Annotated in this window: 18 protein-coding genes and 1 pseudogene; 5 read left to right on the top strand and 14 right to left on the bottom strand. The window is 46.5% G+C overall.

The features are described from left to right. Positions 1 to 7: 7 nt before the first annotated feature. Complete coding sequence (nikA, locus tag AC0YNZ_RS19585) at positions 8 to 1624, bottom strand: nickel ABC transporter substrate-binding protein (protein WP_475828203.1); 1617 nt, start codon at positions 1622 to 1624, stop codon at positions 8 to 10. Positions 1625 to 1865: 241 nt separating this feature from the next. Between nikA and AC0YNZ_RS19590 the strand changes: the two genes are divergently transcribed. Together AC0YNZ_RS19590 and AC0YNZ_RS19595 are read left to right on the top strand one after the other, a co-directional pair. Beyond that, a complete protein-coding gene (locus AC0YNZ_RS19590; protein WP_475828204.1) occupies positions 1866 to 2009 on the top strand; it encodes a hypothetical protein in 144 nt (47 codons plus the stop codon). Between the two features lie 105 nt (positions 2010 to 2114). Beyond that, on the top strand, positions 2115 to 3284 hold the full coding sequence (locus AC0YNZ_RS19595; RefSeq protein ID WP_475828205.1) for a Gfo/Idh/MocA family protein: 1170 nt from the start codon (positions 2115 to 2117) through the stop codon (positions 3282 to 3284). Between the two features lie 136 nt (positions 3285 to 3420). On the opposite strand, the gene AC0YNZ_RS19600 is transcribed toward AC0YNZ_RS19595, so the two are convergent. From AC0YNZ_RS19600 to AC0YNZ_RS19610, 3 genes are all read right to left on the bottom strand, one after another. Then, the gene (locus AC0YNZ_RS19600; protein WP_475828206.1) at positions 3421 to 3681 is read right to left on the bottom strand and encodes an HPr family phosphocarrier protein; all 261 of its coding nucleotides are present in this window, start codon (positions 3679 to 3681) and stop codon (positions 3421 to 3423) included. 62 nt (positions 3682 to 3743) lie between these two features. Further along, positions 3744 to 5081 (bottom strand): MFS transporter, encoded by a 1338-nt coding sequence (locus AC0YNZ_RS19605; protein WP_475828207.1) that lies wholly within the window; start codon positions 5079 to 5081, stop codon positions 3744 to 3746. Between the two features lie 16 nt (positions 5082 to 5097). Continuing rightward, a complete protein-coding gene (locus AC0YNZ_RS19610) occupies positions 5098 to 7371 on the bottom strand; it encodes a beta-glucosidase (RefSeq protein ID WP_475828208.1) in 2274 nt (757 codons plus the stop codon). 124 nt (positions 7372 to 7495) lie between these two features. Here AC0YNZ_RS19610 and AC0YNZ_RS19615 point away from each other — a divergent pair, with 124 nt between their 5' ends. Beyond that, entirely contained in the window at positions 7496 to 8749 is a 1254-nt protein-coding gene (locus AC0YNZ_RS19615) for a helix-turn-helix domain-containing protein (RefSeq protein WP_475828257.1), read from the top strand. 158 nt (positions 8750 to 8907) lie between these two features. After that, positions 8908 to 9774, top strand: coding sequence for a DNA-primase RepB domain-containing protein (locus AC0YNZ_RS19620; protein WP_475828209.1), 867 nt, complete (start codon positions 8908 to 8910; stop codon positions 9772 to 9774). Positions 9775 to 9872: 98 nt separating this feature from the next. On the opposite strand, the gene glgD is transcribed toward AC0YNZ_RS19620, so the two are convergent. The 9 genes and pseudogenes from glgD to AC0YNZ_RS19665 form a co-directional block, all read right to left on the bottom strand. Further along, positions 9873 to 10985, bottom strand: a complete 1113-nt coding sequence (glgD, locus tag AC0YNZ_RS19625; RefSeq protein ID WP_475828210.1) for a glucose-1-phosphate adenylyltransferase subunit GlgD — start codon at positions 10983 to 10985, stop codon at positions 9873 to 9875. A gap of 11 nt (positions 10986 to 10996) precedes the next feature. Beyond that, complete coding sequence (locus AC0YNZ_RS19630; protein ID WP_475828211.1) at positions 10997 to 12145, bottom strand: glucose-1-phosphate adenylyltransferase; 1149 nt, start codon at positions 12143 to 12145, stop codon at positions 10997 to 10999. Positions 12146 to 12736: 591 nt separating this feature from the next. Then, a complete protein-coding gene (locus AC0YNZ_RS19635; RefSeq protein ID WP_475828212.1) occupies positions 12737 to 14080 on the bottom strand; it encodes a NosD domain-containing protein in 1344 nt (447 codons plus the stop codon). A gap of 322 nt (positions 14081 to 14402) precedes the next feature. Continuing rightward, positions 14403 to 15018, bottom strand: a pseudogene (locus tag AC0YNZ_RS19640) (ROK family protein); the annotation flags it as partial. Between the two features lie 14 nt (positions 15019 to 15032). Further along, positions 15033 to 15875 (bottom strand): carbohydrate ABC transporter permease, encoded by an 843-nt coding sequence (locus AC0YNZ_RS19645; RefSeq protein WP_220039083.1) that lies wholly within the window; start codon positions 15873 to 15875, stop codon positions 15033 to 15035. Positions 15876 to 15894: 19 nt separating this feature from the next. Beyond that, on the bottom strand, positions 15895 to 16773 hold the full coding sequence (locus AC0YNZ_RS19650; RefSeq protein ID WP_475828213.1) for a carbohydrate ABC transporter permease: 879 nt from the start codon (positions 16771 to 16773) through the stop codon (positions 15895 to 15897). Between the two features lie 76 nt (positions 16774 to 16849). Further along, positions 16850 to 18226: an ABC transporter substrate-binding protein gene (locus AC0YNZ_RS19655; RefSeq protein WP_475828214.1), complete on the bottom strand. Its 1377-nt coding sequence runs from the start codon at positions 18224 to 18226 to the stop codon at positions 16850 to 16852. Between the two features lie 24 nt (positions 18227 to 18250). Continuing rightward, positions 18251 to 18619 carry a DUF2961 domain-containing protein gene (locus AC0YNZ_RS19660; protein ID WP_475828215.1) on the bottom strand — a complete coding sequence of 123 codons (369 nt, stop codon included), beginning with the start codon at positions 18617 to 18619 and terminating at the stop codon, positions 18251 to 18253. Next, on the bottom strand, positions 18570 to 18698 hold the full coding sequence (locus AC0YNZ_RS19665; RefSeq protein WP_475828216.1) for a hypothetical protein: 129 nt from the start codon (positions 18696 to 18698) through the stop codon (positions 18570 to 18572). Before AC0YNZ_RS19665 ends, AC0YNZ_RS19660 begins: the two co-directional genes overlap by 50 nt. 179 nt (positions 18699 to 18877) lie before the next feature. Between AC0YNZ_RS19665 and AC0YNZ_RS19670 the strand changes: the two genes are divergently transcribed. Then, positions 18878 to 19744, top strand: coding sequence for an AraC family transcriptional regulator (locus tag AC0YNZ_RS19670; protein WP_475828217.1), 867 nt, complete (start codon positions 18878 to 18880; stop codon positions 19742 to 19744). Positions 19745 to 20677: 933 nt separating this feature from the next. On the opposite strand, the gene AC0YNZ_RS19675 is transcribed toward AC0YNZ_RS19670, so the two are convergent. Further along, positions 20678 to 22426: an AAA family ATPase gene (locus AC0YNZ_RS19675; protein WP_475828218.1), complete on the bottom strand. Its 1749-nt coding sequence runs from the start codon at positions 22424 to 22426 to the stop codon at positions 20678 to 20680. Positions 22427 to 22541 lie beyond the last annotated feature (115 nt).

The raw sequence follows: 22541 nt of genomic DNA on the forward strand, positions 1-22541 counted from the left end.
CTGCGTTTTACTGTTCGATGTCGATACTAGAGAATGGATTGTCGTCCCGATTCGCCGGGAACTCAAAGCCGCTTACGTTTTTATTATAGACGACCGTCTTCTTAATATAAGAGATCGGCAGCAGCGCAGCCTGCTCATGCAGTGTCGTCTGGATGGCATTGTATAGTTCCTTTCGCTTGTTCTCATCCGTTGAGAGAAGGGCATCCTGCACTTGCTGATCCAGCTCCTGCTTCATTGGCAGCTTCGACAGCGCATCCGAAATGCCAAAACCTTTCTCGGCAACGATGTGAATGAACGAGTGCGGATCATACGGTGCGCCATAGTTGCTAAAGAAGTACAAATCAAAGTCGTTTGCACGGAACCGTTTGATTTGTTCAGTGAGCTCAAGACCGGTAATATTCAGCTTAACGCCGATCGCAGCCCATTCGGCTTGCAGCGTTTCCGCCATCGGTTTTTGAATTTGTTCCGCCTTTTCATAGATCAATTCCAGCTCCAGCGGCTTGCCGTCCTTCTCCCGAACCGTTTTACCGTCCGGCAGCTTCCAGCCCGCTTCCTCCAAATAAGCTTTCGCTTTCTCCACGTCGTATTCGACCGGTGTTGCGCTAGTTTGGGCATAAGGGAAGTTTTGGGACAAGAGGCTGTCCGCCTTCTCTTCCAAGCCTAATGTAACGCCTTCAACCATCGCCTGTTTGTTAAAACCATGCTGCAGAGCCTGGCGCACCAACAGGTCCGAAAGAGCCGCATTTGTCGTATTCAACACCAATTGTCTAGTTGCGACAGGCTCAGAGACACGGGTTTCATATTCTCCGGAGGCTTCCAACTGCTTATATGCATCCATGCTGATGATGCCTTCTCCGTAGATGATGTCCAGCTCCCCTTTCTCAAAGGCGAGCACGCGCGTCTCTCCGTCCGGAATAATTTTGATGACGATCTTATCGACTTTCGGTTGTTCTCCCCAGTAATTCGGATTACGGGAAAACTCCGCGTATTCATCAGTTTTGTAATCCGTCAGCATCCATGGCCCAGTCCCGACCGGCTGCTTCACGCCTTTGGACGTGTCTCCGTCATCCGGGAATCCGGCTTCACCCAGAATGCGCACAGGACGGACGACCGACAACTCCTGCAAGGTCGGGTAATAAGGCTGTTTCAATGTTAGTTTAAACGTAAACTCGTCTACTGCCTCGGTCTTGTCGAGAACACTGATAAAACCAAGCCAGCTATGATTCTCGAAGTTTTTCATAACGGCATCGAAGTTCTTTTTGACAATCGCAGCGTTAAAAGCTGTTCCGTCCGAAAACTTTATATTTTGGCGGAGCTTAAAGGTATATTCTTTACCGTCCTCCGATATGGTCCACGATTCTGCCAAATGAGACTCAAGCTTGCCTCCGTCTTTGTAGCTGACCAACGGCTCGTAAATCATCGATTGCGCTATCAATTGTGAAGGATTGTAAACATGCGGGTTCATCGGCCCAATATCTCTTGGCCATGATACAGTAATCGTTTTCTCAGCTTTGCCCGTTTCTGTTTCGGAATTCTCTTCCGTATTCTTTGTGGAACAACCCACTAGTGCAGTAGTTAGGATAAGCAACATAAGAAGCAGCGTCTTGACTCTTGATGCAAACATTTGAATAGTTTTCCCCTCTCGAACCTGTTAGTGATAATGATTATCACTGTCTTTCAGAAGGATACAGTAAAATGTCCCTCCTGTCAACTAAATGAGTACCATTTGAGCAAGTAGTCAGCGTATTCACGGCATATTTACAGATGATTTTAGAGCACTTCATTTAAATAGGATTGCAATTATTCACACTGCCGGATGAGCTCCAGAAAAATTTTTTCCGGTACATAACAAAGAGGAGGAGAAAGTGACCATCGAACAAAATATATTATATGTAGGTTTTATCGGACATGGAAAACGTTTAATAAGAAAAGAAAACGCTTTCTCGTTAAAGGAAAATGAGCTGGCGATTGGAAGACTTAGGCGAAATACTCTTCTTCCAATCGGATAAAAAATGTACGGAGGCATTAACGGAGAAAGTATAACGTTCCGCAACAATCAGCATAAACAGAAATAGTCTGGTTGACGACGGAAGGGAATAAAAGGAGCGATTCCGATGAATAAAATTAAAGTAGGTGTTATTGGAAACGGTTTTATCGGCCCGGCGCATATCGAAGCCATTCGACGGCTCGGATTTGTAGAGGTCGTAGCTATAGCCGAGAGAACCCGGGAAAATGCCGAAAAGAAAGCCGCAGCCTTGAATGTACCGAACTATTATGGGGATTACAAAGAGATGCTGGACAATCCAACTATCCAAGCCGTTCATATTTGCACGCCTAACCATACTCATTTTCAAATCAACAAGGATATCATCTTAGCCGGCAAGCATGTCTTATCCGAGAAGCCTCTTGCCATGAACAGCGCAGAGTCGGCGGAATTGTTGAAGCTTGCGAAGGAATGCGGAATCGTTCACGGGGTTAACTTTAACTACCGGCAATTTCCTATCGTAAAGCAGCTGGCCAGCCTGATCCGGAAAGATGAATTCGGTATCATAAATCTCGTTCACGGAAGCTACTTGCAGGACTGGCTGCTGTACGATACAGACTACAGCTGGCGGCTGGATTCCAAGCTGGGAGGCAAGACGCGCGCGGTTGCCGATATCGGGTCCCACTGGTGTGATACGGTTCAATACGTAACCGGAAAAATAATTTCCGAAGTATTCGCCGACCTGACGACGGCCTATCCTCTCAGAAAGAAAGCGACCCGAACGCCCCACACGTTTGGAGCTGACACTAGCAGCATTCAGGCGTATGAGCATCTACCGGTCGACACTGAAGATTTTGCAACGGTGCTTATCCGGTTCGATGACGGTGCGAAAGGCGTCTTTACGGTTTCCCAAGTGAGCGCCGGCCGCAAAAACCGTCTCAGCTTCGAGCTGAACGGCAGCAGGCAATCCGCCTTTTGGAATCAAGAGGAGCCGGAGAAGCTCTGGATCGGGCATCGGGACAGAGCAAACGAAATTCTGCTCGCGGACCCGTGTTTGTTCACGGAAGAAGTGCGCGGATGCATTCATCATCCCGGAGGTCATAATGAAGGATGGCCGGACGCACTAAAAAATATGATGCTGAACTTTTATTCGTTCATACGCGACGGCAAGGATCCGAACAAGGATCAGGCACCGTTTGCGACGTTCGAAGACGGGCACCGGTCGATGTGCATCGTCGATGCGATATGGGAAAGTCACGTTACGAACAAATGGGTAAAAGTAGAAGCGCTCTCAACTTAATGTTATCGTTTAACTTTTATGCAGAAATTCAAAAACAAAAAAGGGCTATCTCTCAGGTTTTTGACCTTTTGAGACAGCCCTTTAAATGGCGGAGGCGAACTGTGGATATGCAAAACCACAATTCACCGCTATACGTTTATATGCCAGTTTCTATTATACTAGCCAATTCCTCAACGGCGCGTTCCTCATCAGAGCCTTCGGCCATCAGCATGATAGCCGTTCCTTTCTTTAACTCCAGCGCCATCAGTCCCAATATACTTTTACCATCCGAAATAATATTCTTTTCCACCCAGTGGACCCGAATTTCCGATTCGAATAAAGCCGCTGTATTGCTAAACTTCTTGGCAAGGAGCACTTGGAAACCATCGCTTTGCATGATGACCTTTTTTGTATTCATTTTTTTCCTCCAATCCGCATTGTCCCTATCTCGTACCTTTATAGTCGATCGCCACTCTATGACTACATATTCTTAACCTCGTTAAGCTCTTTAATGATTTGCGGATACTGTTTATCCAGCGTGTAGAACCACAAAATAATCAACTGTATTACGGATACGATTATCGGAAGGTAGATAAACATAAATACAATCGATGACTGTGCCGAATCACTGATCGTAGCTTGTCCGCCAACATAGCCTCCCCAAGCGAGCAGCCAACCGACAAGCGCCGCTCCTAAGCCGCTGCCGGCTTTGGCCCCGAAACTGCCTGCGCTGTAGACCAAGCCCTCCGTGCGCATCCCCGTCTTCCATTCCCCGTAATCCACCGTGTCGGCCAGCATAGCAAACATAGTTGCGGCAAGAGGAACCGTTCCTAACGCTTTAATAACCGTTCCAATCAAAATAATCGTTAAATTAGTATGATCCACTAGCAAAAATAACGAACCAAGAATCGTAACGATAAGCCCTCCGAACGATGCGTTCCGTTTTCCGAATTTTTTGATGATCGGAGCTACAAAGAATAATCCGAGAAGCAGAGGAGCCAGACTGATTAAACCGAGAATTCCCACCAAAGCAGCATCCTTAAGCAAATATTGCGCATAATATACATTCACTGCGCTGCTTACCGTGTTACCAATATAAGTAATCAGCATAAATCCGACCATCATAGCCCAGAACTTGTTTCTAAATAATGCTTTCACACTTCTGCCAAGCGGAATATCTTTTTGAACGACCGATGGTTTTACCCTCTCTTTCGTCGTCATGAAGGTAATCATAAACAGAATCGAAGATAATACACCAAAGACGGTAAACGTCAAGGCCCAACCGGTTTTCCCGCCCCCGAACGCGCCTACCAAAGGCATAGTAAAGAAGGTAACGGCAACGGCCCCCGTCAGGGCCATGACCATCCGGAATATGTTAAGTAGCGATCTTTCGTACGGATCCTGCGTAATGAGTGAATTTAGAACGCCGTAAGGAACATTAATTCCGGAATAAATGACGTTCATTAGCAAATAGGTCACATAGGCATAAATCAAAGCGCCTGTCGTCCCAAGATTCGGCGATAAAAACAATAGAATGCCGGCAATTCCGAACGGTATCGACAACCAAAGCAGCCACGGCCGGGCTTTTCCGTATTTGCTTTTAGTCTTGTCGACAAGTGCCCCGACTCCGATATCGACTACGCCATCGAAAACGCGGGCTATTAACAGCAAGGTGCCTACCGCAGCAGCCGATAGACCAACAATGTCGGTATAGAAAAACGTCAGAAAGGCAGATGCTGCAGTCCAAACCAAGTTACTTGCAAAATCCCCAGAGCCATATCCAAGCTTCTCCTTAAATCTGAGCTTAATTGCGTTCATCGTCTTTTCTCCCTGCCTATTGTATGTCTAGCTGCTTTAAAAACTCGTTTATCATCTGTTCTGTAACCGCTCCGCCGCTGAAGGCGGCGATGCCCCGCAAAGGCATATACTGCATCATGGCAGCCATCATATCAGCGTGGTCATCTTCCGGGGATGCTACCATTCCGCTCGCTTCCTGAAATTGCTTTAGTAAAAGCTGCACCTTTGGCGCGCTTGCCGGATCGCTGAGCAAGTCCCCAAGTGTGGTGTTCCGATTGTACGTGCGTTTCAGAGCGACTGTCGATTGAACATACAGGGTGTCCTGCAATACGATGTCCTGCGACGATTTGCCGATCAGAACCGCGAAATCCCCACTTTCAACATGCCAGTCTTTTAGTTCGGTGTTATAGTAAGCAAAGGAACGTTTATCCAGAACGAATGTAACCGTTTGTTCTTCATTAGGCTGCAGCTCTACCTTCGCAAAACCTTTCAGTTCTTTTTCAGGACGGGCAACCCCGCTCTCGACATCTTTGACATATAGCTGGACAATTTCTTTGCCCGCGCGTGTGCCGGTGTTTTTAACGGTTACATGGACATTTACCGTATCTGTATCTTTGATTTCCTTCTTATCGATCTTCATGCCCGTATATTCGAACGATGTATAGCTCAGTCCGTACCCGAACGGGAATAACGGATTCACCTTCTTAGCATCATAGTATCTGTATCCTACGTAAATGCCCTCTCTGTATTCAACCCGGTCGCCTTCGCCTGGGAAGAACAGATAAGACGGATTATCGCTCAGCTGAACTGGAAACGTCTCGGCAAGCTTTCCGCACGGATTCGATTCTCCGTACAACAGATCAGCAATTGCCCCGCCAACCGCCTGTCCGCCCAAATAACCTTCCAGCACGCCGCTTACTTTACCGATCCATGGCATTTCCACAGCGGAACCATTGAGCAGAACGACAACAATATGGCTTTGTACTTCAGCTATTGCCTCGATCAGCTTACTTTGATTTTCCGGCAGATGAAGATGGGTCCGGTCATATCCTTCCGATTCGTAACGATCCGGGAGTCCTGCGAAAATGACCGCCACCTGAGCTTCACTTGCCGCCCGCTTCGCTTCCTCAAGCAGCGCTTCGTCAATTGCGTCGTTTTCCAGCCGGTACCCCTCTGCATAAGCAACCGCTGCTGAGTCTGTGGCTAGCGCCTTGATTTCATCTATTGGAATATCCAGCTTCGTCGGCACAATGTGGGAGCTTCCGCCGCCCTGATATCTCGGTTTTTGGGCAAAAGCACCGATAACGGCGATTTTGCTTTCCTTCTTGAGCGGCAGGATGCCATTTTCGTTCTTCAAGAGCACCATGCTTTCACGCGCAACTTCTCTGGCCAGAAAGTGATGGGCCTCCTTGTCATAGGAAGCATGTTCTTTCTTCTGATCGACAGCCATGAAAATAATGTTGAGCAGTCGTTCTACCGCTTTGTCCAGCGCTTCTACAGACAGGTCTCCGTTTTTTACAGCTTCGATCACTTTCTGTTCCCCATCGCCGTTGCTTGCGGGCATCTCGAGTTCCAGACCGGCTGCAAGAGCGTCAGCTCTTTCATTGACAGCGCCCCAATCGGAAACAACAAATCCTTCATGACCCCATTCGTTTTTCAAAATATCGGTCAGCAGCAATTCGTTTTCAGATGCATAGGTTCCATTCACCCGGTTATAAGAACACATCACCGTCCAAGGCTGCGCTTTTTTCACCGCACCTTCAAAGCTCGCCAGGTAAATCTCCCGCAGTGTGCGCTCATCTACAACCGCGTCAACCGACATGCGACGATGCTCTTGATTGTTGACCGCAAAGTGCTTCAGCGACGTTCCGACCCCTTGGCTTTGCACCCCTTGAATATGACTTGCTGCCATTTCCGAGGACTGATAAGGATCTTCCGAGAAATACTCAAAGTTTCTTCCGCAAAGCGGCGAACGCTTAATGTTCGCTCCTGGTCCGAGCAGCACCGCCACATCTTCCGTTTGGCATTCCTCACCTAATGCGACGCCAACCTTACCGATCAACTCCCGGTCCCAGGAACAGGCAAGTCCCGCGGCCGACGGGAAACAGGTTGCGGGAACGCTGTCGAATAGTCCCAAATGGTCGGCGTCCGCTCTTTGCTTGCGCAGCCCGTGCGGTCCGTCCGTTACCATAACCGATGGAATGCCGAGACGCTCCACCCCTTTTAAATGCCAAAAATCAAGTCCTGAGCACATACCTGCCTTCTCTTCCAGCGTCATTTGGGAAATAAGTGCTTGAATATCGCGTTTCATCCTTGTATTCCTCCTGCATGATTTATTTCCATCGTTTAATAACAACATCATAATGCACAAAAGAGCCTGGTTATGGTATTATTTTAAGAAAACTTGTACTTATCTTAGGTGGTGACATTTGGTCGTGGCCTCACTGGCTTCTAAAGAAGAATTTGAATACATCTGCAAGCTCATTTTTGAAAGCATTCAAATTCCCGTGATATATGTGAAACCCAACCATGAAATCGGCATTCAATTGTCGTCAGCCTTTCAAACAAGCCCGTTATTTTCCGATTATGAAGAGCTGATGCGTGCGCTGATCGGCGATGCACATCATCATCATGTTCCTATCATTCGCTCCACCAATCATTTAGAAAATTTCGTTATGCTTTCTGTCAATCGGAAGGGACAATTTTTAGGCACACTCATCATCGGCCCTTCCGTGTATTCATCGCTTTCCGACGAGACCATTACGAGCCTCATGTATGACAATCATGTTCCGAATAAACACCGTCATCAATGGAGTGAATATCTTAGACATCTTCCTGTCATCTCCAAAATGCGCCTTTTCCATATAAGCTTGCTTGCTCATTTTCTGGTCTATAAGGAATCATTAGAAATTACGGATGTACTTGAAAACAACCATGATTTCGAGCAGCGGTTTATTCCTGTAGACAACGTCGATCTGAATCTGTCAACGCGCAGAGAGAACTCTCTGTTCCATATGAATCCGGTTATAGAAAGTTCTTTTTTGCAGCAGATTAAAAATGGTGACAAAAACGGGCTCTTGGAAGCATTAAACGCCATTCCGCAAGGAGAAATTGGTGTTCTTTCGAAGCGAAGCCGTTTAAGAAGCCAAAAAAACCTTTCTTATTGCGGCATTACGCTCGCAACGCGCGCGGCAGTCGAAGGAGGATTGCACGTGGAGACCGCTTATACTTTAAGTGATTTTCATATTCAGCACATTGAAGAATTGAAGGAAGTCATACATGTGGAAAATGCCTATGTGGACGCGTGTCTGGACTTTGCGGAGCGTGTGCGGAAGAATAAGTTACAGAACGTCTCGAAACCGATAGCATCCTGTCAAAACTATATTTTCAACCATATTTACGAAGAAATTACCCTCTCCAGCCTTTCGGATTTAACGGGATTAAACGCCAATTATTTATCTCAATTGTTCAAGAAAGAAACCGGAATGACACTGAGTCATTACATGCAGCGGGAGAGGATAGAAGAGTCTAAGAAACTGCTTGTCCTAACCGATAACCCGATAGCGAATATTTGCTCCCGCTTAAATTTTTACGATCAAACCTATTTCAATAAGATATTCAAAAAACATACCGGGATCACTCCTAAACAATATCGAAATAATCGGAGTGTTGAAAGCTTGTCGCATTAATTCCGTTCGCAGCCGGCTTTATGGTTATGTTCGAATCGTATAACAAGCTCTCTGCTCAAAATAGGTTCTGTCATCTGCACTCGTTGTCCTTTTTAGGAATATGATTTTTAGAAAAGAAATCGACGACTGCGGTGAGTCTATAGGAGGGCAGTATTTTCATGAAATTTGACCAGAAACCTTATTCCCGTCTAGTTCGGCAAAGTTCCAGTCATACTCATAAATTCATTAAAAAACTACGCTACAAAGAGAATGAAAGCGTTCATTTTATTTTAGTCCATGATGCCGACCGCAATAAACGCAGTTATAATTCCTCTTCAAATGGTTCAAATCATAAACAGGCAATCCACTTGCATAAACCTCTAGAACGTATGGAAAAAAGAATACCTCAATTCAAACTTTATGCGTATAACTACAAATCCGAATCCGTCCACTTGCTCACACAAAACGCGAATGGGTATGCCGTTTTTATGGGCATTAATTATGGGGGGACAAAGGATAGTGATATTAAAGAAATCAGAGCGCAGTTTATCGATGTCGATCTAAATAAAATCTCGGAACGTTTTGACACCTTAGAGGAAGTATGGAAGAAAATCAAAGCGCTGCGAGCCAATCCCGCAGAGCAGTTTCAATCACTTACCATCAGAAAGAATAGACAAGGTCAATACTTATTTTCAGCCCATCGACCGATAAAACAAATCCAAAAATTGAAAAAAAAATTTCTCTACAAGCATTGGAAACAAATCAGGAATACCATGATCGTCGAAACGAACAACGGATATCACATTTATTGGATCATAGCAGGGGGATCTATAAATAAATTCATTCCTATTCAGAAAGCATTAGTCCGGAAATTTAAAGCTGACCCAGCCGTTACAAATTTAGCAAGAGTGATGCGCATACCCGGCTTCTTTCATATGAAAAATCCTAAGAGACCCTTTTTAGTCCGTGTCATCCGATGGGGAAGAAAGAAGCCATTTTCGCAGGATGAGCTTATTAATACACTTTCATTAAAACCATTATTGTAAAAAGGCAGAGCTCATCTTATTCATTCCGGCGCTGCATGCCATGAGAGTAGCGGAAATAAAAAATCCACAACCTTATACGGCTGTGGATTTTTCTATATTTAAATGATGCTCTTTTTGGTGAAAACCGTAGGCGACATTTCCTCCCCTGCCAGCTTATTTCCTCGCGTGACATATACCTCTTTATCGAGGATGACATGATCCAGACTAGAGTCCTCTTCGATCACGCACTTCTGCATCAGAATGCTGTTCCTAACGACTGCCCCTTTCCCGATTCGGACTCCCCGGAACAAAATGCTGTTCTCTACAGTCCCCTCGATGATACAGCCGTTAGCCACCTGCGAATTCGTTACGACAGCACTGTTTGCATATCTGGCTGGCGGTTCGTCCTTAATTTTGGTATAAATCAATCCTGGCTGGTAGAAGAGCGATTTCCATACTTCGGGGTTTAATAGTTCTTTGCTATATTTATAATAGTTTTGGACGGAATTGATAATGGCCAAATATCCTTTGTATTCGTAGCCGTACACCTTCAATACGTTCAGATTACGGATAATGACATGCCGCACCAGATCATAGTAATTTTGGTTCACACTTTTTTTAACCAAAGTAATGAGCAGATCCTTCTTAATGATGATCATTCGCATATATACCTTGTTGCTTTTCTTCGTCTGCTGGTTCTCTGTCATCCGTACGACCCGTCCATCCTCAGCAAAATCAAGCGTAATAAGGTTAGCGAAATCCTCGCTGTCATCGTCCATTTCCTTGTAGATGACGGTAATATCCGCGTTCGTCCTCCGGTGGTTCTCTACCGCTTCGGTATAGTCGATATTACAGATCATGTGACTGCTTGACACGACTACGTATTCTTCGCTGCTGCGGTCAAAATATTCGAGTGAACCGTAAAAGTTTTGCAAATCGCCGTTAAAACCCGGCGCATGGCTATTGTTTGGAGGCAAAATGAACAGTCCCCGGTGTTTTCTATCCAAGTCCCATTCTTTTCCCGAGCCCAAATGATCTATGATGGAACGGTAACTGTTGTGGGCGAGTACCGCCACATTGTTAATCCCTGAATTGACCATATTGGATAACACAAAATCAATTAAGCGGTACCTGCCGCCGAAGGGAACGGTTGCAGTTGCCCGTGAGTACGTCAGCTCATGCAAGAGCGGCTGGTTGATGCTGAGATTGATGACACCTAACACATTATTCATCGCAATCACTCCTATATCAATTGAGAAGAAATGACCATGTTCTCGCCGATTAAAGTGATTTCCGCCGATTCATCCGGGCTTCCGACAGACGCGCCGTCTTGGATGACGGTACCCGAGCCGATTATGGCTTTATGGATCGTAACGTTCTCCCCGATTTGGGCGTATGGCATAATGACCGAGTCTTTAATCACGCTGCCTTCACCGACATGAACACCGTAGAACAATACGGAATGGTCAACTTTCCCGAATACCATACATCCTTCATTCACTAACGAACCTGTAACTTTGCCGGTTGCGGCGATATGATGAGGAGGCTTGTTTGGATTTTTCGCGTAAACCCGCCATTGGGGGTCATGGAGCGTAAAAGGCGGATCTTCCATAAGCAGGTCCATATGCGCTTCCCACAGGCTCTCAACGGTTCCGACATCTTTCCAGTACCCGTCAAAACGGTAAGCATAAATCGGATTATCGCTCTCCAGCATCGCTGGAATGATGTCTTTACCGAAGTCATTGTTTGATCCGGGGTCTTGCGCATCGGCGATTAGGTTCCTTTTTAAAACATCCCAGGTAAAGATGTAAACTCCCATGGAAGCAAGATTGTTTTTCGGCTGCTTCGGTTTTTCTTCAAACTCGATAATCCGGTCGTCCTTGTCCACATCCATAATGCCGAATCGACTGGCTTCTTGTATCGGCACCTCTATAACCGCGATAGTGGCGTCGGCCTTTGTTTCCTTGTGCTGCTCCAGCATGAGAGCGTAATTCATTTTGTATATATGGTCGCCGGAAATGACCAGCACATATTCGGGATCGTACTGCTCGAGATAATGAATGTTCTGATATATAGCATGTGCCGTTCCTTTATACCAGCTGCCTCCTCTTTGTTCCATAAAAGGAGGCAGAACAGTGACCCCGCCGTTTTTGCGGTCCAAATCCCATGAACTGCCGATTCCTATATAGGAATTCAGTACCATCGGTTGGTACTGGGTCAGTACCCCAACCGTATGAATACCTGAATTGCTGCAATTACTCAAGGTAAAATCGATTATCCGGTATTTACCGCCGAAGGGCACTGCGGGCTTTGCCAGCTTTGTCGTCAGATGGCTTAGTCTTTTGCCTTCACCACCTGCAAGCAGCATAGCGACACACTCTTGTTTCTTCATTCGGCTCTCTCCCCTCTGTGAGAAATTTCTGCCATTTACTCGAAATAGATAGAATTTTCAGATAATTTAAGACATTCGACTCCCTTCTTCAAGATTTGGTAATGAAAGCGTATACAATGTTGTAGAAACTATCATACCTTGTTAGGGATGGGAAGTCAATAACCGTTGATGAATATTGATGATCTCTAATTTGATGTTATATTTTGCAGTAAGGAAAAATTAAATTATTCCAATCCGCAAAGATCGGAAATCAAAGGTGCGGTTATCGTCGCCTTCTCCGGAATGACCTCTTGTTCGCCGAGAAAGGTCAGACGCATATTTACTTTTATCCTGCTGGCACTCTGCCACGGCATCTGTGAACGTTTTTGTACAAATAGGCGCAAGCCATTTACCAAATGAAGATAACAGAGTAAAATTTTTCTGTCTACTTTATTAGCATTTATCCAAATATGGGAAACACTATAAAAAGAGGCACTTCCATCGCTAGGAAGCACCCCAAAAATTAAATGACAAACGAAATAATTCAAGTGTCCTACTTGCAATTGAAACTTTGGAACAAAACTACCACAAAAACATAGTTGAATATATTATTTATGCTCCTGGCGTTGGAGTGGCTCTGAATGCATTTACAGTCTTGTCCATAACAACCTGTGCATCACTTCCCGAATCAAGAATCGTATTTTGAAGCGATTCTTTTTCTACCAATACTGTTGTTACGGTAAGCGGCTCTGATGCTTCGGTAGTCAACAAAGCGTCTACTTGCGCAGAGAAACAAGAATCACTTATCTTGGCATGAACCTCCGTGGCAACAACATGATTATTAGAAATATAATTTCCATTACCCGAAACCATACGTATGATTACAGGTGTTGCACCTACCGGCTTGATGTTCTGAGTATTAATTCCTTCAGAAAAGTGATTAGCAATTACAGAATTATTATTGCCACTGATATAGAGGAGACCATACAAATCATCTAAACCATTGTCTATTCCCAGAAAAGGAGTCCAAGGTTCATGGTCACGTAAAAAGTGATTTGAAGAAACCAAGTTTTCCGAACAATTTTCCCTGAATACCACCATTCCTGGATAAAATGAATGAAGTCTATTATTGGTGATACTGGAACGTGTCACACCATCAAAATAAATACTGCTCGCACCTCGTGGAAAAACATTATTCGCTGTAATCAAAAGTCCACCAAAATTTTGAGCGTAAATTGAATATCCTTTAAAACCGGCTCCTATCAAGTTATCGGTTATTTTTGAAGCCTGTCCCCAACCTCGTAGTTCTATACAGTTACCACATTCAGCTATGAAATTATCATGTATAGTCAGTGCATCTGCATGATAAATAGTAATTCCATGCTCTAAATACACAAACCCCATGCCTGTAATCCGAAATGAGTCACAAGCACTTGCAACATAAATACCCGTTTTCCCGTTAGTGTATGTGTTTTCCGGATTTGTTTCTCCTGAACCATCTTCAATAAAATGCAAACCATCAATACAAAAGTCAGAAAACTCTACCGAACTTATTCGGGGATTTCCACTTCGTTCAACATAAAATGCAGCTCCTTTATATTCCTCGTCATTTACTTCTAGGGGAATATCTACGAGTATGCGACTTCCTCCCGGCCACAATTCATGCAAATCCGCCCATTCATTCTCAGTAGTATTAAAACGAATACTCGAAGATGTAAACCCGTGTCCAGAACCCATAATTTTAAGATAACTGATGTCTATAACTACTTGACTGCCAAGATGATAATCTCCCGGTGGAATATAGATAACCGCACCCGGCTTTCCGCCTTTATTCACATCAGTGTCCGTTTGCCTACTTTTAATATCTGCTATAATGCTATTGATTACCTCACCAATATCCTCATACGGATTACCGACAGGCCACTCTGTTACGTCGTAATAATTTTTACTAGCCATAAATAAATTCTCCTATCAATTTAGTGTGTTTGTTCATAAACTACTTTTTCCTTGATATAGCTGGAAGTAAAGCCTTACGAATTCGTGCTTTTCCTGCCTACGCAAACTGCGCTTGCAGGGCCTAGCCGACGCTTACTTACGGCAGCTTCAAGATCCACGAATGAATGAACTATCCTTTGAAGAACGTTTCGGTTTATTGGTCGATTCCGTAGACTCGGAAAGTTATAAATTCTCATATGGTCAAAAAGATCGCTAATATCCTTGCCAAGAAGGCAGGATGAGGCGATTTTCTTACTTTCACAGAAACAATAGGCCCTTCGGTTTATTCGTTAGATGTTTTCAACGCCTTCAAACCAAGCGCCAACGCCCTGCACAGTCCGGCATTATCCCCTAAACCCGGAGGAACGATGTATTTATCGATATTCGTAAGAATGGCTTCCGCACTAACGCATCCGTTTAAATTTCTCTGCACCTCGGTTCGTATCATCGGAAGCAGTTGCTTCTGTTGCATAACGCCTCCGCACAAAATGACCTTTTTTGGCGAAAGCATCAGGATTGCCGTTGTAACCGCCTGACCGATACAGAAGGCCTGTACAGCCCATGCCGGATGATCTGCAGGGATTTCGCTTCCCTTCATGTTGCATCTTTTTTCAATCGACGGCCCCGATGCCATACCTTCCAGACAATCTCCATGATACGGACATAGCCCTTCAAAACCGTCGGGCAGCCCCCCATGTCGCTTCTCCGAATGCGGCTGCGTTTACATCCGTGTCCCATTCGTAAGGAACATCGAAAGCCTTTTTCAACGTTTCCAAGAAGGGATAATTCACCCAGCCCGGCTTCGGAGTTGTAGTCACATAGCCATAATGGGAGCTGCTCGGATCAATATCGATTGGGCCGAAAGTAAGAGAAATGAGCTCCACCTTAAAATTCTTATATTTGAACATACCGGTTATTCCTTAACCGCACCCATTGTCATTCCGCTTACAATATACTTTTGGATCATAATCGAGAAGATTAATACCGGAAAACTGAAGCAAACAGCGGCAGCCGTCATCGGCCCTAAATCAAGGTTGTATGCCCCTAAAAATTCAGAAAGTCCGACAGGCATCGTTTTCGCGTTCGTGCTGGTCATCATCAATCCCATCAGAAAATCGTTCCATGACATCATATAGCTGAAGATTGCCGTTGTTGCCAAGCCCGGAAGCGAGATCGGGAGGATGATTTTCAAAAAAGCGCCCAGCCTGCTGCATCCATCCACGCGGGCAGATTCATCCAGCTCCTTAGGCAATCCGTCGAAAAACCCGATCATCATCCAAATAACGAACGGAATATTAATGCTCGTATAAATGAGGACCAATGCCAGTTTTGTGTCATATAACCCCAATTTATTGATGATACCGTACATCGGAACCGCTACGCTGATCAGCGGCACCATTCGGACGGTAAGCGTCAGCAGCAGAAACATATTTCCGAGCTTGGAAGAAAACCGGGATAGGCCATATGCGGCAAGCGATCCGAGAAATACGCTTACCGAGGTGCTGGCGATCGCGGTAAAAAAACTGTTGCCGAAGTACTTGACCATCGGAAGCACATCGAACATCTTCCGAAAGCTGTCCATAGTAAACACCGTAGGGAACAAGGTCGGCGTAGTGGACACCACTTCCGTACCGGGCTTCAGAGATGTCATCACCAAGTATATGTAAGGGAATAAGAAGGCAAGTACAAACAATCCCGTTAACAAAAGGACCAGCATGGAGCTTACCGTTCGTTTTTGCTTCATCAACGCAGTCATTATCGATAACCCCCCTGTGTCATACTGCTTTTTTGTTCGGATTCCATAACCGCAGCATGAAAACCCCGCAAATTGATATTAAGATGATTATAAATAAAATAGAAAGCGCACTTGCATATCCCGCCTGATTATAGCGGGCCATCGTGTTGTAAATCATCGTGCTGAGAAGCGAAGAGGCGAAGTTAGGACCGCCTTGCGTCAGCACCCAAATAATATCAAAGGAACGGGCCGCGTCTATCATACGAATCAGGACGGCTACGACGATTACAGGCTTTAGGCTCGGCAATGTGATATACCAGAAGCGCTGCATTCTGCTTGCTCCGTCGATATTCGCCGCTTCGTACAGGCTGCCCGATATTCCTTGTATGCCTGCAAGCAGAACCAGCATCATGAACGGCGTTGTGAGCCAAATATCCGCGATCATACAGGAGAGCAGAGCATACCTTTCATCCGACAGCCACAGTATGCTCTGCGGGCTATCGATAAGACCCAGCTTGAAGAGAAAGGAGTTCAGTATCCCAAATTGATCGTTAAGCATGAACTTCCAGATTAAACCGGCTACGAGCGGGGCAATCATAAGCGGGCTTAGAAACAATGTGCGCGCAAAATTACTGCCTTTGAACCCCGTACTTAACAGCAGCGCCAAAATCAGTCCGATGATAAGCTCGATGGATACCGCTCCAACTACAAAAATGACCGTGTTGTACAAGGACTTATAAAAGCGCTCTGAGGTTAAAGCGTTCACATAATTGTCCGCACCGACAAACTCTGTCCCTGTTTTCGAATCGAACAAGCTGTCTCTTACGAGCAGAAACATCGGATAAACGAAAAACAAAATCATGAACCCGGCAGCTGGAGAAAAGAAAAGCAGAGCCGTCCGCCGATCACTCTTGGTCATGGTGCCACATCCTTTTCCTATCGATAGGAAGAAGCGGAGGTTAGGCAAGCCTAGCCTCCGCTTCTCCTATTCATTGTTATTGGCCTTGAATTTCATTAATGATGCCGGCCGCTTCATCCAGTGCCTCTTGCGGAGATTTTTTGCCAGACAATGCTGCTTGTACGGCTGGAACAAGCGCTTCGCTCTCGATCTCGTTCCAGTGCTCGAGAACCGGACGGTTTTTCGTTTGCGGAGCCGACAACGTTGTGCCAAGGGAAATCAGATGAGCGTATTCCGGTTTCTTGCCGCTGGTCTCCAGAATCGATTTGCGGGCAGCGACACCGATTGCCGCCAAATACTGATCATTACGCTCATACAGGAATTGAATGTACTGCTTTGCGATATCCTGCTTCTTGGAAGAGGCAGGGATGACTTGATACCAAGGACCCGGCACGACGCCGACGCCTTTTTCTCCGCCGATCATAGGAGCCGTCCCTACTTTGCCGGCTACTTTGGATCTGGCTGGATCATTAGATGGGACGAAGAAATGCCCCCACTCGAGCATCATAGCCATTTTTCCGTTCCAGAACAGCTCCGCAATTTCGTCGGATGCCATATTCAAAGCGCCTTCCGGGGCAGATTTGTCTTCTCTGAGCACTTTGGTCAGAAACTCCAAAGCGTCTACATACGGTTTCGTATTGACATTCGCTTTACCGTCTTCACCGACAACGAGGCGGTCTGCCCCGGCCTGCAAAGCGTGATCCAGCCAGCTTGCAACGGAGTCGCCGTTGTTTTTACCCAATACGCCTGTGCCGTACATATCCATTGTTCCGTCATTGTTCGTATCGCGTGTAAAAAATTTAGCAACGTCACGGTACTCCTGCCAGGTTGCAGGCGGTTTTAGCTCATAGCCGTATTCTTTCTGAAATGCTTCTTTTTCCTTCGCATCCTCAAACAGGTCTTTACGGTACAGCATCGTTTTCGAGTTGGTCCAAACCGGCATACCGAGCAGCTTGCCGTCAACGTTAGCACCATCAATCAAGTTAGGGTACAGGTCGCTTTTTACCTCATCCGAAAACAGTTCATCTAGCGGAGCCAATCCGGATGCCAGCGCCGGAAACCATAGGATGTCGATAATCGCTGCGTCGTAGGAACCAGCTTTTGCCTTCAGTTCCGCGTTCAGCTTGTCATAAACACCTATATAAGGAACGGCCTCTATCTTGACTTCATAGCCGGTTTGCGTTTTAAATTGTTCAGCTGTTGCTTCAGCTACTTTGAAAGCGGGGCTTCCGCCTTCCACGAGCACGGTAATAGATCCGCCTTTTGCTTCTTTTCCGTTATTGCCCGCATTGCTTGTGTTAGCCGTACCTTCACCGGTGTTATTAGCGTTTTTACCGCTGCATCCCGCTAAAATAGATGATAATACCAGCATAACAGCTACTACAGCTAACCCGATTTTTTTCCGATAAGACATGACCGTTCCCCCTAGATTTTTATTTTACCGATCCCACAAACCATGCTCCGGCCATCTGCGCGGCAGTCTTTGCTCTACTGGTGGCAACTCTTGCTGCGGTTTATGCGGCTCCAGCTGGTACCCTCCGAACACCATGCTCAGCGGCAGCGATACGAAATGCTTGCAGGTCGCGTGCCCGATTCCGAAAAAATCGCCGAGAGGCGCTCTTACGCTCGGATTGTCTTCGCCGTCCCAGTACATTTCGATAATCACTTTACGCAAATATTTCGGCGCGTAGCAGCGTGTTGTAAGCCAGATGTGCTTAATGCTTCCGGATCCTTTTATATCGGCAACGACAAAGGTTTCACCGGCCGGGACGACTTTGAAATCCCGGTTGCCCCCCTGTCTTGTCATAACTGGATTCACGAAGACTGCGTACGTTCTTGATCATCGGCAGTCCGCCGAGCGGACTGTTCGGCTGCCATACGTTCATAGTTTTTCCTCCCGTTGATGGTTTTGATAGCGCTTGATTGCTCTACCTTGTTTACTACTTGGAAGTGCTATCTTTTGCTTTCCATGTGTTTATTGTATAGTAAGAATTAATAGATGTCGTTGGCAAAGGTTTTTAAATTGTTGTCATATATTGCTTTTATTTTCCCGGAGGCGATCAGGATGTTGATAGAGCAGCTTTCCCCTTATATACGAGTTGCTATGGACAGCAAAATAAACTTTCCATGGCATCTGAAGGAAAGGGTCTTGTTTGACTATGAGCTTCTATATGTAAAAGAAGGTAGAGTCAAAGTTACCATTGAGGATCAGTGCTATACGGGCGAGCCGGGAGATTTGTTTCTGTTCCGCCCCAAACAGCGCCATACGATCAGAAAGATCGGAACAAGTCCGCTGCGCCAGCCCCATTTGCATTTCGATTTATACTACACGGAGGACAGCCCGGACGTAAAAATCTCCTTCAAGCCGTTGAAGGAGATTTCGAGCGAGGAGATGCGCTGGTTCCGGGAGGACCACCTTGACCAATTTTCTCTGCATTTGGCAAGTCATCTACGCCTGCGTAACCCGATTATTATCGAGAAGATGATCTTTGATATCATCCATGAATTTCAAATGAAGATGCCTTATTACGAAACGAATGTCAAAGGCATGTTCATCCAGCTGTTCATTCATCTGCTGAGGGAAAATTACTGGATTCAAAACCCCCGCCTGCTAACGAACATGGATGAATTGGTCAAGCTCCGCAATTATTTAAAGCATCATGTCGATCAGAAAGTAACGCTGGACGAGCTCGTTCGCGTGTCGGGAATCAGTAAATTCTATTTAATCCATTTGTTCAAAAAAACATTCGGCATGAGCCCCATCCAATACCATCAGCTGCTTCGAATCGAGAAGGCCAAGGAGATGGTCCAGTTCACTTTAGAGCCGTTAAACGTGATCGCAGAGAAATTTGGATACCCCGATATCCATACCTTTAGTAAAGCGTTTAAGAAGATGGACGGGGTGAGCCCTTCCTTTTATCGGAAAACCTAACACGAAAAAGAGGCTGCTCACTTTGATCAACAATGACGTGAAAAGATGAAAAAATGGCGGTCCAGGGGGGAGTCCTGGACTGTAACCCGTGGAATGGACACTTTGAAAAAAGCGTCTATTTCACGGGTTACAGTTCAGTCCTGTTCCGCCATTTCTTTATTTTGGGAGGCAAAATTTTGTTTAATCGTTCGATTTCACAAAACTAAAAAGCGCTCGTAGTGCGAGTGCGGAGGATTAGCTCCATTTTGCGAACGTAATCGGTCACTTTTAGAAGCGGCTCTCCCCATACGCTGTTTAATTAGGCAAAACCAAACTAAATCGCCGTATTTGGAAAATGATCCTCCAATAGTTTCAGAAAACCGAATTAGGCTGCCCTACGATGGACGATGCTTATGCCTGTAGTGAAGAGAGCCACTGCCGCCATTTGGCGTTTGAGACAACCCCCTCTTTATTTCAGGTCAAGGGGCTGTACAGCCTTGCTCCTGATCCTTCATAAGTCATCGCTCTAGCCTTGTCCGCCGCCACCCTTGCGGCCCTTGCGGCCTCCCCCCGGATTAGATGCGTTGCCGCTTGTTACCCCTGATTCATTTAAATGAGTCACAGCGTTAGAGAGGGTCATGCTTACGCTATTAGCTCCCTCTTGATATTCGTCATCCGTATATAGCCCGTCCGCGTCGCTTCCGGTTGACGCACCTCCTGAATACAATTGATCTGTTTTTAAAGTATCAAGGCAACCTGAACTAACCCTGAAACCAATCTGAAACCATTCTGAGTGTCTTGCGGCCGTAAATATGATCGATGCCATATGTGGTTCCGTTTCATTTCTCGCTGCGTAAAGACAGCAAAAATCCACAGCCTTTTTCGGCTGTGGATTTACTTGTTAGAGACGGGCCGCGGCTGTGCATTTCCACATTCCCGCAGCGTGATGATCATTCAATCTGACTTTATTTCCGGGTCATTCTCGTCAACGCCGGTCTCTTCAATCAGCTGCTCGGAAGCCGCTTCGTCCGATAGATCGATAAGTTTCACGGCTTTGATCTCAGGCGGCCCCGGCCGTTGAAGGCCATATAAACCCTCATAAATCTCTTCAATTTCCTCACCGGTCAGATCGCCACGCTTCAACAGCTCTTCGGCAATGGCATGAACAAATTCAGCGCGTTCTCTTACAAGCTTCTTCACTTGAACCATTTGCTCCTTCAAAAGCTGATTGATCTTCGGCCGGAGTGCCTTAAGCCCTTCAGCTCGGGAGCCTAATGCAAGCCAACTGAACAGCTCATCGCCCATACCGACCACACCAAGGTAGGCGCCGCCCAGCTCTGTAGCCTGCCGAAGATCCGAGGTAACACCGTTTAATTTTTTACCCAGGAACTCCTCTTCTACCGCACGGGCCGCCAAACAAACTTGAATCTCCGCCAGGATCTCGCTGTCGCTTCTATTGTACCTCTCATGCGTCGGCTTGGTAGCAGCGAGTCCTAACGCACCGCCCCGGCGGATGATGGTCACCTTCCAGAGCCGTTCATGGGGCTTCAGCAGGAACTGGGCCACCGCATGGCCGGCTTCATGGTATGCCACGTTTCTCTTCTCTTCCTCGCTCATGGAGCGGAGCGGCTGCTTGAGCCCCCACTCATAAGTCTCCATGGCTGCCCGGAAGTCCTCATAACCTGCTTCTGGGGCGCCCCGCTGGTGAGCGATCACTACCGACTCATTGACGATGTGCTTTATTTGCGCCGGGCTGTATCCGAACGTGTCGAGCGCCGCCCGTTCCGGGGTAAAGGAAGAGTCCCTCTTCACTTTCTCGAGGTAGTACTGGAAAACATCCACCCTTCCATCATAGTCAGGGGTGTCAACCCAGAGCTGCCGGTCAAAACGGCCGGGCCTGAGCAGCGCAGGATCAAGCACATCAGGCAGGTTAGTCGCTGCAACCGTCAGCACTGCCGGACGCTCCGCCTTCTTCCGCCGTAGCCCGAGCGAACGGAGCAGTCTGGCAAAACGGGAGCTGTCGATGTTCGGCGGGTCCATCTGCAATAGCAGTTCGTTGAGCAAGCCGGAGCCGCCCCCCATACCGAACATCATTCCTCCTCCTCCGCCGCCCGACTGCCGGCTCATGCCGATGGCGTCGATCTCGTCGATAAAGATGATGCAGGCGCCGTAAACGCGCGCGAGCTTCCTGGCCTTCTTGTAGATGCCCATTACCTTCAGGTTTCCGACGCCGAAGAACATGTTTTGGAAGCTGGGTGCCGATGCGTAAGCAAACGGTACCTTTGCTTCGTTGGCGATGACCTGAGCCAGATAGGACTTACCGGTCCCGGGAGGCCCGCAGAGCAAGAATCCCCGGATCGCCTCGCCGCCCATATCCTTGAACTCCTTGACGCCCTTGAGCAGTGTAACGATCCGCTTCGCATTCTCAACGATCTCTGGATTACCCCGGTAATCATCCCAAGAGGCACCGGTCTCGCCAGGCAAAATCCAGTACGTTCGTCCCCGCGCCAGAAACCAGAAGAGGGCTACGAACTGGATAATGATAAACAATACGGCGTAGAGCAGCTGCAGCATAATGCCCAGAATACTGAGCGCAGCCCTCCAATATGTCGGCCCTCCTGCACGCAACAGCACACCGATGAAAACGAGTGCTGCAAGCCAGAGAAGGACTTTACGCCACTTAATCCAACGATATCTCCCCATGGCCGGCTCACTTCCTATACAGAAGGTTTGGATTGCTCTCTTATGCAAAATGAAGTCCATTTGTAAATTTATATCTATCTTTTCAAAAACTATTCTTATTTTATGCTGAACAATT

This window comes from Paenibacillus sp. J2L1-98, assembly GCF_056269405.1.

Excerpts from the sequence above, each read along its gene's own strand:
- nikA (WP_475828203.1), bottom strand. The coding sequence starts at position 1,624 with ATGTTTGCATCAAGAGTCAAGACGCTGCTTCTTATGTTGCTTATCCTA.
- AC0YNZ_RS19595 (WP_475828205.1), top strand. The coding sequence starts at position 2,115 with ATGAATAAAATTAAAGTAGGTGTTATTGGAAACGGTTTTATCGGCCCG.
- AC0YNZ_RS19600 (WP_475828206.1), bottom strand. The coding sequence starts at position 3,681 with ATGAATACAAAAAAGGTCATCATGCAAAGCGATGGTTTCCAAGTGCTC.
- AC0YNZ_RS19605 (WP_475828207.1), bottom strand. The coding sequence starts at position 5,081 with ATGAACGCAATTAAGCTCAGATTTAAGGAGAAGCTTGGATATGGCTCT.
- AC0YNZ_RS19610 (WP_475828208.1), bottom strand. The coding sequence starts at position 7,371 with ATGAAACGCGATATTCAAGCACTTATTTCCCAAATGACGCTGGAAGAG.
- AC0YNZ_RS19620 (WP_475828209.1), top strand. The coding sequence starts at position 8,908 with ATGAAATTTGACCAGAAACCTTATTCCCGTCTAGTTCGGCAAAGTTCC.
- glgD (WP_475828210.1), bottom strand. The coding sequence starts at position 10,985 with ATGAATAATGTGTTAGGTGTCATCAATCTCAGCATCAACCAGCCGCTC.
- AC0YNZ_RS19630 (WP_475828211.1), bottom strand. The coding sequence starts at position 12,145 with ATGAAGAAACAAGAGTGTGTCGCTATGCTGCTTGCAGGTGGTGAAGGC.
- AC0YNZ_RS19635 (WP_475828212.1), bottom strand. The coding sequence starts at position 14,080 with ATGGCTAGTAAAAATTATTACGACGTAACAGAGTGGCCTGTCGGTAAT.
- AC0YNZ_RS19645 (WP_220039083.1), bottom strand. The coding sequence starts at position 15,875 with ATGACTGCGTTGATGAAGCAAAAACGAACGGTAAGCTCCATGCTGGTC.
- AC0YNZ_RS19650 (WP_475828213.1), bottom strand. The coding sequence starts at position 16,773 with ATGACCAAGAGTGATCGGCGGACGGCTCTGCTTTTCTTTTCTCCAGCT.
- AC0YNZ_RS19655 (WP_475828214.1), bottom strand. The coding sequence starts at position 18,226 with ATGTCTTATCGGAAAAAAATCGGGTTAGCTGTAGTAGCTGTTATGCTG.
- AC0YNZ_RS19660 (WP_475828215.1), bottom strand. The coding sequence starts at position 18,619 with ATGACAAGACAGGGGGGCAACCGGGATTTCAAAGTCGTCCCGGCCGGT.
- AC0YNZ_RS19665 (WP_475828216.1), bottom strand. The coding sequence starts at position 18,698 with ATGAACGTATGGCAGCCGAACAGTCCGCTCGGCGGACTGCCGATGATC.
- AC0YNZ_RS19670 (WP_475828217.1), top strand. The coding sequence starts at position 18,878 with ATGTTGATAGAGCAGCTTTCCCCTTATATACGAGTTGCTATGGACAGC.
- AC0YNZ_RS19675 (WP_475828218.1), bottom strand. The coding sequence starts at position 22,426 with ATGGGGAGATATCGTTGGATTAAGTGGCGTAAAGTCCTTCTCTGGCTT.